Source organism: Pseudomonadota bacterium, assembly GCA_037200975.1.
In the GTDB taxonomy this organism is placed as follows: domain Bacteria; phylum Pseudomonadota; class Gammaproteobacteria; order Steroidobacterales; family Steroidobacteraceae; genus CADEED01.
On sequence record JBBCGI010000001.1, the window covers coordinates 1,688,865 to 1,701,652 of the forward strand.

A 12,788-nucleotide genomic window follows, 5' to 3' on the forward strand; every position below is an offset into this window, starting at 1 on the left:
GGCTCCGACTTCACGCGATGGTCACGGGCGTCATCACGTGACCGCCGCGATCGAACTCGCGCCACAGCTCGGCCATCGTCTTGTGAGACACGGGATGCGTGACTTCCGGCGCTATCTCCGCCATCGGGCCCAGCATGAACGGCCGCCGGATGAGATCCGGCCGCGGCACGGTGTACTCGGCGGTTTTCTCGATCAGGTCGCCGTACAGCAGGATGTCGAGATCCATGGTGCGCGACGCCCACTTCGGCGCATTGCGCGGCCGGCCGCACGCAATCTCGATTGCATGCAGCCGCGCAAGAACTTCACGCAGCGATTGATCGGTCGTGAATCCGACCACCAGGTTGATGAACTCGGGTCCTTCGAAACCAACCGCCGCGTTCCGATAGGCGCGCGAGAAGCGCGCGTCGGGCCAGGTCTGCGCGATCTCGGCACAGGCGCGCACGAGGTTCGGTTCCGGGTCGACGTTGCTGCCCGCCGCGACATAGACGGCGGTCATTTACGCGCCAGGTCCGCGCGCGTCCGCATCACCGCGACGCCCACGTCCTTCGATCCACGGATCGCCCCCGGTTTGTTCACCGACAACCGCACCCACTCGACCTCGAACTCCTCGAGGATCAGCAGCGCGACGCGATGCGCCAGCGTTTCCACCAGCTTGAAATCCGATCCGCTCACGAATGCAATGAGCCGCTTCGCGACCCTCTTGTAGTCGAGCGTGTCGACCACATCGTCCGACGCCGCAGCGCGCGCGCAATCCACCGGCATCTCGACGTCGAGCACCACCGTCTGCTTCGTGCGCCGCTCCCACTCGATGAAGCCGATGATGCATTCCACCGCCAGCCCGTGCAGGAAGATGCGATCGCCCTTGTCGGCCGTCGACGCCGAGCTTGGGATCGTGAACGTCTTGGGGCCGCTGCTCATCTTATTTGCCATCGGTCGAAGGATTCCCTGCTAACTACTAACCGCGCGCCAGCTCGGCCAGCGGCCACTGCGCCCGCGCGCGGATCGCCGGGCCCTCGTGAAAACCCGCCTTGAGGCGCGCCATGCCGGCCACCGCGATCATGGCGGCATTGTCGGTGCAAAACTCGATGCGCGGGTAAAAGACTTTCGCCCCCTGGCGCGCGAGCGCCGCGGCCAGACGCTCGCGCAGCAGACGGTTGGCGCCCACGCCACCTGCGACCACCAGCGCGTCGTAGCCGGTTTGTTCCAGCGCCCGCAACGTCTTGGCCGTCAGCGTCTCGACGATCGCCTCCTGCACACCCGCCGCGATGTCGGCGCGTGTGCCGTGATCGAGGCCGCCCGAGGCCACCTCGCTTTTCACCGCCAGCGAAACCGCCGTCTTCAGGCCGGAAAAGCTGAACTCGAGCCCGGCGCGATCCAGCATCGGCCGCGGAAATTCGAAACGCCAGGCGTTGCCCGCGGCGGCCAGCTTCGCAAGCTCGGGCCCGCCGGGATACGGCAGCCCTAACAACTTCGCGGATTTGTCGAAGGCTTCCCCGGCTGCGTCGTCACGCGTTTCGCCGAGCACGGCGTAGCTTCCCGCCTTATCCACGTCGATGAGCATCGTGTGACCGCCCGAAACCAGCAGCGCCAGGTGCGGAAACGGCGGCGGATCGTCCTCGAGCAGCGGCGCGAGCAGGTGCCCTTCGAGATGGTGAACCGCCACCGCCGGCACGTTCCAGGCGTACGCCAGCGAGCGGCCCAGCGCCGCGCCGGTCAGCAGGGCGCCGATCAGCCCGGGCCCGGCCGTGTAAGCCACGCCATCGAGCTGGTCCGGAGTGGTTTTCGCGTCCGCCAGCGCGGTTTTCACCAGGGGCAGCAGCCGGCGCACGTGGTCGCGCGAGGCCAGCTCCGGCACGACCCCACCGTAAACCCGATGCAGATCGATCTGGCTGTGGATCTCGTGCGACAGCAGACCGGCTGCCTCGTCATAGACGGCAACCGCGGATTCATCGCAGGAAGATTCGAGGGCCAGGATGCGCATAGATATAGAGTGAGGCCCGACATGTACGCAGGGCTTTGCTTTTTAGAGGCCCGTCTATAGAATCGCCACCCCTGCTCAAGGCAGGTTGTGGCAAAACTCCAAACAGATCAATGGGTTGAGGTTTCGATGCCGAGCGTTCGCGTACGAGAAAACGAATATTTCGATGCCGCCCTGCGCCGATTCAAGCGCGCGTGCGAAAAAGCGGGCGTGCTCACCGAGCTCCGCCGGCGCGAATTCTACGAAAAGCCGACGCAGGAGCGTAAGCGCAAGAAGGCTGCCGCCGTGAAGCGTCACCTCAAGCGCAACAGCCCGCGTGAATACACGGCGCGTCCGCGTCCGAGCTGAGCTCTCCTGAGATGACGCTCAAAGAGCGCATCACCGAAGACATGAAGACCGCGATGCGATCCGGCGAAAAGGATCGTCTCGCGGTCATTCGTCTTTTGCAGTCCGCGATCAAGCAGCGTGAAGTCGACGAGCGCATCGTGCTCGACGACGCGCAGATCACTTCCGTGCTCGAGAAGATGATCAAGCAGCGCAAGGAATCCATCGTCGCCTTCGAAAAGGGCGCACGGGCGGACCTCGTTGCCAAGGAGACCGCCGAGATCGCGGTGCTCGCGCCCTATCTTCCCGCGCAGTTGTCCGATGCCGATCTCGATGCGTTGATCGCGGAAGCCATCGCCTCGACCGGCGCCGCGTCCATCAAGGACATGGGCAAGGTCATGGGCGTGGTGAAAGCCAAAGCGGCCGGCAAGGCCGACATGGGCGCCGTCGGCGCCCGCATCAAAGCCAAGCTCGGCGGTTAGCCGCCATGGGCGGCAGAGGCCTGGCCACCGCTGGCGCGCTCATCCTGATCGCGCTGGTCTGCATCTTCATCTCGCGCAAGATCGAAGCGGAACGGCGTGAGCTCGGGCATTTCCCGCGCGGGCGGCTGCCGCTCGTGATCGGCGGATCGATCGCGGCACTGCTGCTCTGCATCGTCGTGGCGCTCGCGATCCTGCGATAACGGAACGACCCGACAGTAGAATCTGTCGCAAATGGCCGGCCGCATCCCCCAGAGCTTCATCGACGACCTGACCGCCCGCGCGGACATCGTCGAGCTCATCGGTTCGCGCGTCGAGCTCAAGAAAGCCGGCCGCGAATACCGCGCCTGCTGCCCGTTCCACAACGAGAAAACCCCGTCATTCTGGGTGAGCCCGGTCAAGCAGTTCTATCACTGCTTCGGCTGCGGCGCGCACGGCACCGCGCTCGGGTTCCTGATGGAATACGACAAGCTCAGCTTTCCGGAGGCCATCGAGGAACTAGCTAGTCGGCTCGGTCTCGACGTGCCGCGCGAGGCCGGCGGCACGCAGCCCGATACCGCCGGCAGCACCGCTCCGCTCTACGACATGAACCTGCGCGTCGCGAAGTACTTCGCCGGCGTGTTGCCCAACGACGCCCGCGCAAAGGAGTACGCGAACAAGCGCGGCCTCACGCGCGAAACGGTCGACAAATTCATGATCGGCTTCGCGACGAATTCGTGGAACGACGTACTCAAGCGCTTCGGCGCGAACGACCACGATCGCAAGGTGCTGGCCGACTGTGGCCTGATCATCGAACGCGAGCGCACCGACAGCCGCACGATGGACCGGCACTACGACCGCTTCCGCGACCGCCTGATGTTCCCCATCCGCGATTCGCGCGGCCGGGTGCTGGCCTTCGGCGGCCGCATCATCGATGCGGGCGAGCCCAAGTACCTGAACTCGCCCGAGACCATGCTCTTCCACAAAGGCCGCGAGCTGTACGGGCTCTACGAGGTGCGCCAGAGCCGCAGCACCCTGAAGCGCCTGATGGTGGTCGAGGGTTACATGGACGTCGCGCGCCTGCACCAGGCCGGCGTGAACTACGCGGTCGCCACCCTCGGTACGGCGACCACTCCCGAACACCTGCGCCGGATCTTCAAACTGGTGAACGAGGTCGTGTTCTGCTTCGACGGCGACAAGGCCGGTCGCGCCGCAGCCTGGCGTGCGCTCGGCAATGCGCTGCCCGAAGCGCGCGACGGCCGCCAGATACGCTTCCTGTTTTTGCCCGAGGGTCACGACCCGGATTCACTCGTGGGAGTCGAAGGCCGCGAGGCCTTCGAGAAGCGGCTCGAAAGCTCGTTGCCGCTGTCCGAATATCTGGTCACCGCGCTCGGTGAGCAGGCGGATCTGAGCCATGCCGACGGTCGTGCCCAGTTCGCGGAACTGGCCCGCCCGCTGGTTTCCAAGGTGGCGCCCGGCGTCTACCGCGACCTGCTGATTGATCGCCTTTCTGAGGCGATCCGGCTCTCTCCTGCCAGATTGAACCAATTATGGTTCAACGAAGTCACAGACACGGCGGGCAATCACCTTACCGGCGCGGGTGCGGCGGCGGAATCCGGCTTCTCGGGATCGGGCCCTGCGCGCCGCGCAACGCAGCGTCCGCGCGATGGCGGAGGCGGCAAGAGCCTGATCACGAAGGCGGTCAAACACCTGGTTCATTTCCCGCAGATCGCCGCGCAAGTGTCGGGCGCCCAGCTCACGCAGCTCGAGCTCAATGACGATCCGGGCGCCCGTTTTCTCTTCGAGCTCATCGACCAGCTGCAACAGGAACCGGCCGCGCATACCGGCCAGCTGCTGGAGCGCTGGCGCGACCGGCCCGAAGGTGCCCGGATGCGCGCGCTGGCCGGCGAGGAATTTGTCGGCGTGGAAGAAGCCGGCGCGGCGCTCGAACTGGCCTCGGTCATCGACACGCTGGCGATGGAGCCGACCCTGCGCCGGCACGACGAACTCATGGCCAAAGCCGATCTCACGGACGATGAACGCGCTGAGCTCAAGGAACTCAACGTGGCCATCCACCTGTCCAAGAGCAAGTTGACGCAAAGCGCCTGAAGCGCGGGCCGGGTTGGCCGTTAAAAGTTTGCCGGCCATGACCCTTTTGGCCCGAATTTTGCGTCTAACTTTGAACGGAAGTCGTTGACCCACGGGCTATTTTTGCTTTGTCAAGCCGTGGGTCTTTGCGTAGAATGCGCCCCCTTTCCCGCAAGCCACCTTGATCGCACCGTCGGCAACCCCACGGTGTCTGACCGCAATACGCCCTGCGTACGGAATCAAATGACACAAAAGCATAAGCGCCCTACTGCTCCCGCCTCCAAAGCCAAGCCGCCCAAGAAAACGGCCAAGCCCGCTGCTGCCGCGCACGTCAAAGAGAAGGCCGCGCATGTGGCCAAGGGCGCCAGCAAACATGCCGAAGTGAAGAAGCCGTTGGCGAAGGGGAAGACTGAAAAGGTCGCCGCACCCGTCGCCGATTCCAAGGCGAAGGTGGTCGAGCTCAAGCCCGCGCAGAAACTCGCGGCTGCGCGTGCCGCAGCAGCGGCCGCCGCGCCGGTAGCTGCCGATGCCAAGAAGGGCAAGAAAGGTAATTCCGAACTCATCAATCTTCCGGCGCGCCGCAACGTGCTGCCCGAAGAGCGTCAGTCGCAGCTCAAGCTGCTGATCGCGCGCGGCAAGGAACAGGGTTACCTCACGTATTCGCAGGTGAACGATCACCTGCCGTCGGAGATCGTCGATCCGGAACAGATCGAAGAGATCGTCAACACGATTAACGACATGGGCATTCCGGTGTACGAGAAGGCGCCGGACAACGAGAGCATTCTCGCGCCCGAGCCTTCCGCGCCCACCGACGAAGAAGCCATCGAAGAAGCCGCCGCCGCGCTGGCCGCGCTCGATGCCGAGCTCGGCCGCACCACCGACCCGGTGCGCATGTACATGCGCGAGATGGGCACGGTCGAACTGCTCACGCGCGAAGGCGAAATCCGCATCGCGAAGCGCATCGAGGAAGGCCTCGACGCCGTGCGCCTGGCGCTGTCCAACTACCCGTCGACCGCGGAATACCTGCTGCGTGCCTACGAGCCGGTGAAGACCGGCGGCGCACGCCTGGTCGATATCATCGTTGGGTTCATCGACCCGAACGCGCCCGACGTCATCGCGCAGCCGCAGAACCCGACCAAGATGGATCTGACGGCGCCCGTGCCTGAAGAGAAGACCGAGGGCGAAGAGACCGAAGAAGGCGACGGCAGCGGCGAGGAAGAAGAAGCCGTCGACACCGGCCCGGATCCGGAAGAGGCCGCGCGCCGCTTCGCTGCGGTCGGCAAGTACCTCGCCAATTCGCTCACGCACATCGAGAAGATGGGCGCGAAGGATCCGAAGACGCTCAAGGTCCGCAAGAAGCTGTCCGACGAGTTCATGGAGCTCAAGCTCGCGCCGCGCATGTTCGAGGCGCTGATCGGCAACCTGCGCCACCAGGTGAACCAGGTCCGCCAGCTCGAAAAAGAAATCATGATCATTGCCGTGCGCGACGCCGGCATGCCGCGCAAGGAGTTCATCCTCTCGTTCCCGAAGAACGAGACGTCGAACCGCTGGCTGCAGAAGCAGATCAAGGGCGGCAAGAAGTGGTCGGCGGCCATGGGCCGTCTGCATGAAGAAATCTCGCGCCGGCAGGACAAGCTCGGCCAGCTCGAGAAGGACTATCACCTCACCATCACGGACATCAAGGAGATCAACCGTGAGGTCTCGATCGGCGAAGCGAAAGCCCGCCGCGCGAAGAAGGAAATGGTCGAGGCCAACCTGCGCCTCGTGATCTCGATCGCAAAGAAGTACACGAACCGTGGCCTGCAGTTCCTCGACCTCATCCAGGAAGGCAACATCGGCCTTATGAAGGCCGTGGACAAGTTCGAATACCGTCGCGGTTACAAGTTCTCGACGTATGCGACCTGGTGGATCCGCCAGGCCATCACGCGTTCCATTGCCGATCAGGCCCGCACGATTCGTATCCCGGTGCACATGATCGAGACCATCAACAAGCTGAACCGCATCTCGCGGCAGATGCTGCAGGAGATGGGCCGCGAGCCGACGCCGGAAGAACTGGCCGTGCGCATGGAGATGCCGGAAGACAAGGTTCGCAAGGTGCTCAAGATCGCCAAAGAGCCCATCTCGATGGAAACGCCGATCGGCGACGACGAGGATTCACACCTCGGCGACTTCATCGAGGACACTTCCGTGGCATCGCCCATCGACCAGGCGACGATGGAGTCGCTGCGAGAGACCACCCACTCGGTACTTGCGCAACTGACCCCGCGTGAAGCCAAGGTGCTTCGTATGCGGTTCGGCATCGACATGAACACCGACCACACGCTGGAAGAAGTCGGCAAGCAGTTCGACGTGACGCGCGAGCGTATTCGTCAGATCGAAGCCAAGGCGCTGCGCAAGCTGCGTCATCCCAGCCGCAGTGAGCAACTGCGCAGCTTCCTGATCGAGGACTGAGCGAAGGCGCAAGGTAGATAGAGAAGGCCGCGGAAACGCGGCCTTTTCGCATCTGCGCGCCTAACCCTGCGGGTCTTTCTCGAACAACTCTTCGAGAAAGAACTGGGTCTTGGCCGGTATCTGGTTGCGCGGGTAGTAACGCTCGATTACTTCCAGCACCTGTTCGACCCGGCGAAGCCCGATGTGACGGATCAACGTGCGCAGATCCTGCGCGTCGTTGCTGTCGAAACGCGCGGCGATCGCCTTCATGGCGAGCAGATATTGGGGCGGCGGTGTCCATACCGCGAGATGCGGAAGATCCAGAAGAATCGAGCGCGGCTCGGTGTCCGCCGGCATGAAACCCTTGACGGCATCGTTGAGCCAGTCGGCGGGCAGCTTCTGCGCCGCAGCCACGCGCGCGGCCGCGGCACGCACCTTGCTCGACGGATCGAACACCGCGTCCACGTCGCGCGTAGATTGCCGGGCGTTGAATGCCAGCACCATCGCCGCGCCGCCCACGACACCCACCTCGCCTTTGATTCCTTCGCGAGCCAGCTCATCGTTGAGCGCCTGGAACGCCCGAAGAATTTCCTGTTGGGTCACGCGTTCACATCCGCGACAGGAAGTTGCCGAGCACGAACACGTTGTTGCGGCGAAAAGCGAGCGGGCTTTCCACCAGTGCGGAGGCCTTGAGATTCTCCATGCCCGAAACGAACCAGGGCTCGGACAGGACGTGCGGGCGCGTAGCCCACCACGGAGGCGCTTCACCGAACTCCGCCGCCAAGGCGCACGCGGTCGAATTGATGAGGGCGCGCTCCCGTGTTCGACGTGAGCGCGAATACAGGCGCTTCAGCGCTTCGAACCGCCGGCTGCGCCGCACTTCGTCCACCGCGTCGAAGAACGGCACCCAGTCGGTTACACCTTGCTTGGGAGGTTTGCCGGGACGCCGCATGCCGGCATGGTAGTTGATATCCGGCTAATTGGATAATTGTGTATAACTATTTGATTAGAAAGACTATTCACTACTACCGATCAATCGTCCGGCCGGCGCGCCTCCCTGCGCGCCGCACGTACCGCTTCTCTCAGTAGCGCTGTCGGCGCAGGAAGGGGTCATCGGCGTTCCGCTTGCGCGTGAAGGGAATCAGCATCGGTACGCGCTCACGGTAGTTGCGATAGTCCTTACCGAGATGCGCCACCAGGTCGCGCTCCTCGAACTGGATTCCAACGAGAATGTAAGCGGTCGTCATGATCGCGAAGAGCAGGTGCGACACGGTCATCGTCGGCGTCGACCAGAACACGAACAGCCAGCCGACATACAGCGGATGCCGCACGAGCTTGTACGGCCCGGGCGTACCGAAGGCGAGATGGGTGTACGGCTTGCCTGACAACTGCAGCCACACCTGGCGCAGACCGAACAAGTCGAAGTGGTTGATGAGGAACGTCGCCGCGAGCACCAGCACCCAGCCGAACGCGAAGGCGCCCCAGATGACGCCGCGAATGGTGGCGTCCTGCACCGCCCAGACCGTGCCGCCGAGCGGCTGCCAGAGCGCGAACAGGGCGATCAACGCCAGGCTCGAGAACAACACGTAGGTACTGCGCTCGGCGGATTCAGGCACCACGCGTGTGAACCAGCGCTTGAAGGCGGGCCGCGCCATGACGCTGTGCTGCACCGCGAACAAGCCTAACAACCCCAGGTCCACCAGCAGGCTGGTCACGAAGCTTCCGCCCGGCGCGGAATCGAGCGTGCGCGGCACGCCGAAATTGCCGATGAAGCCGATGGCATAGAGAAACGTGGCGAAGAACACGGCGTAGCTCATGACGCCGTACAGGAAGATGGACAGACGCTTGATCATGATTGACTCCCAATAGGTCCAGGCCGCGCAAGTTAGAGCGCGACCGTGGGAGTCAGCGTGGGAAAGGGCGTGGAATCGCGCCCCGGGTTCTATCGGCTAGGCCTGCTTGCCGACCGCGATCGAATATTCGATGTGCAGATCGCAGGGCGTCTTGCCCTGGCGGCCGCGCACGCGTTCACCCTTGCAGCGGGTGTGCCCGGCGGTGTGATCGTGGCCCTGTTCGGCCACGTCCGCGACCGGCGCGGCCAGGTCGAATTCGCCATTGCAGCTGGCGTACGGGCACGGGTAGACGAAATAGGCGCGCGCGGGCGGATGCAGCACGATCGACTGTGGCGCCGGCGGTTGCGAGGTCTCGTCGCTGAAGGCGAAATCGAGACGAATGGAAGACAGCTGCGGAAACTGCACGCGCAGCTCTTTCGACATGAGGCGATTGCGGCGCTGCTTTTCGCGCAGCAGGTTACGGGCGCCTTCGGGTCCAACTGTCTTGAGTTTCATCGGGAGTCTCCAAAACGAACTCGGGCGGGCGCAATGCCCGCCCGAGTTCTACTTAACGATCAGCTATTAACGACGACCGTAGCCGCCGCCACCGCCGCCGCCGTAACCGCCACCACCACCGCCGCCACCGCCGCGGGGTTTGTCCTGCGCTTCGTTGACCTTCAGCGGGCGACCGCCGAAGTCCTGGCCGTTGAGGGCCTGCATGGCGCGCTGCGCATCGGCGCTCGACATTTCCACGAAGCCGAAGCCGCGCGGCTGGCCCGTGTCGCGATCGTTCACGAGCGCGATCTTTTCAACGGTGCCATGGGTGGAGAACAGGGTGCGAACGGAGTCTTCCGTCGCGCTGAAGGGCAGATTGCCCACATAAAGTTTGGTCAAGAGAAGATCCTCAGAAAAAAATAGATAGCAGGCGTAACCCTGCCGACGTGGTTTGCGGAGACTTTGAGGTGACTGACTCTGGCCAAACGTGCGTCAGAACGACGCGGAAGCCCAGGGACGGACAAGACGAGGAATCACAAGCCGGGCGCAAAGGTACAGGAAAAAAGCCTTTTTCGCCTCGGAACTTGCAGTCGCCGTCATATTGTGGCTGCGATCGCCCAACCGGGGCCCCGGCTTGCGGGAAGACGAAAAGGGGACATGCCTATTTATGAAAAAGGGGACAGATCTATTTATTGACCGAACGGCCGTCTGCATACGAGCGCATTCCATCAATAAATAGATCTGTCCCCTTTTTCATAAATAGGCATGTCCCCTTTTCGTCTATCTGTCGGGCTTGCCGAGAAACGGCTGCGTGAGCTTCACCCGGATCAGATAGCCGGCGTGATTGGGGTGCACGCGGTCGGCCACCCAGATGTCCTCGCGCGGCTTGCCGTCCGGCGTGAGCATCGCGTCCCACAGATCGATGAAGCCGAGATCGGGCTGCGTCGCGATGTATTCCCGCATGACGCGATTGGCCTCGCGGCGCTGTGGTGCTTCGTCCCAGCGGCCCGGTCCCGGCGTGATGCTCGACCAGAGAATCCGCACGCCCGGTAGTTTGGCGTGCACGGCGGCCACCAGCGTCTTGAAACCCGCGAGCAGCTGCGCGGGTGACTTGCCGTTGTGGACGTCGTTGCCGCCGACGTGCAGCACGATGAGGCGCGGCTTGTAAGGCGTGACGAGCCGATCCACGTAACGGATGAGATCGCTCGTCTGGAACGAATCGATGCCCCGATTGACGAGTGTGTAACCCGGCAGGTCTTCGTGGATGGTGCTCCAGCGATAGAACTGCGAGTCGCCCGCGAAAAGAATCGCCCCGGCCGGCGGCGCCTGCGCGAGATCCGCGGCCGCGTACTCCTGGACTTTTTTCTCGAATCGCTCCTGCAACGCGGCGGACTGCGCTTGCGAAAGTGCGGCCGCCGACAGCAGGGTAGCCGTCAGCAATTGTGATGCGGCGAATGTGCGTAGGTTCATTCAATCCCCCTCGATGCGCTGAACGCTATGTGAGCGGGGCTCGAGGCGCAAGCCGGGAGCGAGCGATGAAAAGAGAGAGCCGGTTTCTCGTGATGGCGTCGGTACTGCTGGCTGCGGGTGCCACCGCGACACACGCCGAGGCCATCCGGCAGATCCATGAGGCATCCGATGAAGTGCGGACGGCCATGGCCGGCGGCGGTTCGCCGGACCTGTCGCCAGCCGCCAAGGCCAGCCTGCTCAAGCTCGAACAGGCGCTGGCGAAGGGCGAGAGCATCAACCAGTCGCTCAACTCGCAGGTGAAGGCGCTGGAAGACGAACGGGCGAAGCTGCAGCAGGCGCAGACGGTGCTGACCAGCGGGCTGGTCGGCGCGCTGGTCACCGCCATCGTCGCCATACTCGGTGCATTCGTGACTTCGCGAAACTCGAAGCCCGACCGCGATCTGAAGCGACTGGCGGTGATCGAGAAGGTACGCGAGCTCAAGGCCGCGAATGTGCGGCTGCCGCCGGACCTCGCACACGCCGACGGTAGTTAGATTTTCGCGAGCACCGCGCCGAAGATCTCGAGCGCATCGGCGTAACCCGTCTGCATCGCGCCGAACCCCACGCGTATGTGCGCCGGCATGCCGAAACAATCGCCGGGCGCGGTCAGCACGCCGGCCTTTGCCAGTGCTTCGCACAGCGGACGCGCGTCGCGGCCGTCGCGCAGCCACGGGAAACACGTCGTGCCGCCGGTGGGTGGCGCCCAGCCGAGCCTTTCGCGGTGCGCCGCCATGAACTGCGTCAACAACGCGAGATTGGCGCGCGCCACAGCGCGCAGCCGCTCGTGGATCGCGGATGCATTCGCCAAGGCATGCGCACCGATCGCCTCCGACAACGGTGAATTCGAGATCGTGAAATAGCTGCGCAGGTCGAGCAGCGCTTCGCGGCGGCGCGCATCGCGATCGATGAGCCAGCCCACGCGCAGACCCGGCAGCGACAATGCCTTCGCGAAGTCACCGAGCAGGATCGTGTTCGGCAACACGCTCGCGCTCGGAATGGCGGCCCCGTGATACAGCGGGTGATAGACCTCATCGACGATGAGCGGAATGCCGCCGGCGGCCAGCTCTTCTGCCAGCGCACGCTGCTCGGCGGCCGCCATCGTCGAACCAGTGGGATTGTGCGGCGTGTTGACGAATACGGCACGCGTGTCCGAATCGACTGCCGCCAGCACGCGCGCCGCGGTCTGCGCGAATCCGTGCTCGGCTTCGAGCTCGTATTCGCGCACGCGCATGCCCCAGGCGCGCGCCAGCACCGGCACCGCGGGGTACGCGGGCTTCGGCAACACGATCGAACTGCCAGCCTCCGCGAACAGGGCGGTCAGCGCCACCAGCGCCTCCGACGCACCCGTCATCACGAGCACGTGGTCGGGATCGACGCCGTGCACAGCGGCGACCCGCTCGCGCAGTAGTTTGCTGCCCTGCGGTGGTGCGTAGGACAACCGGAGGTCGTCGAGATCGCGCGCCGTGCCGCCGCCCAGCCGCATGATTTCCTCGACGGTCCACGACGGCCCGGTGCTCGAAGCCAGGTTGTAACGGATCGGGGGCACCGCGAACTCATGGGCCGCCAGCCACTGATCGAGCTTGAATGCCGGGACTTTCATGGCGGTATCATCATGCGCGGCCGGCATGCGCTCAATGCCACCTCGAATCCACGCACGCTCAGGCGTGGCTTGAC

Annotated in this window: 16 protein-coding genes; 6 read left to right on the plus strand and 10 right to left on the minus strand. The window is 64.1% G+C overall.

Annotated elements, in window-relative coordinates; translation table 11 throughout:
* Nucleotides 1–10 precede the first annotated feature (10 nt).
* Genes folK through tsaD form a run of 3 tightly spaced genes read right to left on the minus strand, consistent with a single transcriptional unit; the run spans nt 11 to nt 1,981 of the window.
* A complete protein-coding gene (gene folK / locus WDO72_07495; GenBank protein MEJ0085508.1) occupies nt 11–496 on the minus strand; it encodes a 2-amino-4-hydroxy-6-hydroxymethyldihydropteridine diphosphokinase in 486 nt (161 codons plus the stop codon).
* Nucleotides 493–918, minus strand: a complete 426-nt coding sequence (gene folB, locus WDO72_07500) for a dihydroneopterin aldolase (GenBank protein ID MEJ0085509.1) — start codon at nt 916–918, stop codon at nt 493–495. The genes folK and folB overlap by 4 nt, the downstream gene beginning before the upstream one ends.
* Nucleotides 919–955: 37 nt before the next feature.
* Complete coding sequence (gene tsaD / locus WDO72_07505) at nt 956–1,981, minus strand: tRNA (adenosine(37)-N6)-threonylcarbamoyltransferase complex transferase subunit TsaD (protein ID MEJ0085510.1); 1,026 nt, start codon at nt 1,979–1,981, stop codon at nt 956–958.
* 126 nt (nt 1,982–2,107) lie between these two features.
* On the opposite strand from tsaD, the gene rpsU reads away from it, so the two are divergent.
* From rpsU to rpoD, 5 genes are all read left to right on the plus strand, one after another.
* A complete protein-coding gene (gene rpsU, locus WDO72_07510) occupies nt 2,108–2,326 on the plus strand; it encodes a 30S ribosomal protein S21 (GenBank protein MEJ0085511.1) in 219 nt (72 codons plus the stop codon).
* Between the two features lie 11 nt (nt 2,327–2,337).
* A complete protein-coding gene (locus WDO72_07515) occupies nt 2,338–2,784 on the plus strand; it encodes a GatB/YqeY domain-containing protein (protein MEJ0085512.1) in 447 nt (148 codons plus the stop codon).
* A 5-nt stretch (nt 2,785–2,789) separates the two neighbouring features.
* The gene (locus WDO72_07520; protein ID MEJ0085513.1) at nt 2,790–2,984 is read left to right on the plus strand and encodes a hypothetical protein; all 195 of its coding nucleotides are present in this window, start codon (nt 2,790–2,792) and stop codon (nt 2,982–2,984) included.
* Nucleotides 2,985–3,015: 31 nt separating this feature from the next.
* Entirely contained in the window at nt 3,016–4,869 is a 1,854-nt protein-coding gene (dnaG, locus tag WDO72_07525; protein MEJ0085514.1) for a DNA primase, read from the plus strand.
* Nucleotides 4,870–5,091: 222 nt separating this feature from the next.
* Nucleotides 5,092–7,299 (plus strand): RNA polymerase sigma factor RpoD, encoded by a 2,208-nt coding sequence (gene rpoD, locus WDO72_07530; GenBank protein ID MEJ0085515.1) that lies wholly within the window; start codon nt 5,092–5,094, stop codon nt 7,297–7,299.
* Nucleotides 7,300–7,359: 60 nt separating this feature from the next.
* Here the strand turns inward: rpoD and WDO72_07535 are convergent, their stop codons facing one another.
* From WDO72_07535 to WDO72_07560, 6 genes are all read right to left on the minus strand, one after another.
* Entirely contained in the window at nt 7,360–7,881 is a 522-nt protein-coding gene (locus tag WDO72_07535; GenBank protein ID MEJ0085516.1) for a DUF6036 family nucleotidyltransferase, read from the minus strand.
* 4 nt (nt 7,882–7,885) lie between these two features.
* The gene (locus WDO72_07540) at nt 7,886–8,185 is read right to left on the minus strand and encodes a hypothetical protein (protein ID MEJ0085517.1); all 300 of its coding nucleotides are present in this window, start codon (nt 8,183–8,185) and stop codon (nt 7,886–7,888) included.
* 175 nt (nt 8,186–8,360) lie between these two features.
* Nucleotides 8,361–9,131, minus strand: coding sequence for a methanethiol S-methyltransferase (mddA, locus tag WDO72_07545; protein ID MEJ0085518.1), 771 nt, complete (start codon nt 9,129–9,131; stop codon nt 8,361–8,363).
* Between the two features lie 96 nt (nt 9,132–9,227).
* Nucleotides 9,228–9,626: a hypothetical protein gene (locus WDO72_07550; GenBank protein ID MEJ0085519.1), complete on the minus strand. Its 399-nt coding sequence runs from the start codon at nt 9,624–9,626 to the stop codon at nt 9,228–9,230.
* A gap of 66 nt (nt 9,627–9,692) precedes the next feature.
* The gene (locus tag WDO72_07555) at nt 9,693–10,004 is read right to left on the minus strand and encodes an RNA-binding protein (GenBank protein MEJ0085520.1); all 312 of its coding nucleotides are present in this window, start codon (nt 10,002–10,004) and stop codon (nt 9,693–9,695) included.
* Between the two features lie 381 nt (nt 10,005–10,385).
* Entirely contained in the window at nt 10,386–11,075 is a 690-nt protein-coding gene (locus WDO72_07560) for a GDSL-type esterase/lipase family protein (protein ID MEJ0085521.1), read from the minus strand.
* 65 nt (nt 11,076–11,140) lie between these two features.
* Here WDO72_07560 and WDO72_07565 point away from each other — a divergent pair, with 65 nt between their 5' ends.
* Entirely contained in the window at nt 11,141–11,608 is a 468-nt protein-coding gene (locus WDO72_07565; protein MEJ0085522.1) for a hypothetical protein, read from the plus strand.
* Here WDO72_07565 and WDO72_07570 read toward each other — a convergent pair.
* Nucleotides 11,605–12,714, minus strand: a complete 1,110-nt coding sequence (locus WDO72_07570; GenBank protein MEJ0085523.1) for a pyridoxal phosphate-dependent aminotransferase — start codon at nt 12,712–12,714, stop codon at nt 11,605–11,607. The genes WDO72_07565 and WDO72_07570 overlap by 4 nt on opposite strands.
* Nucleotides 12,715–12,788 lie beyond the last annotated feature (74 nt).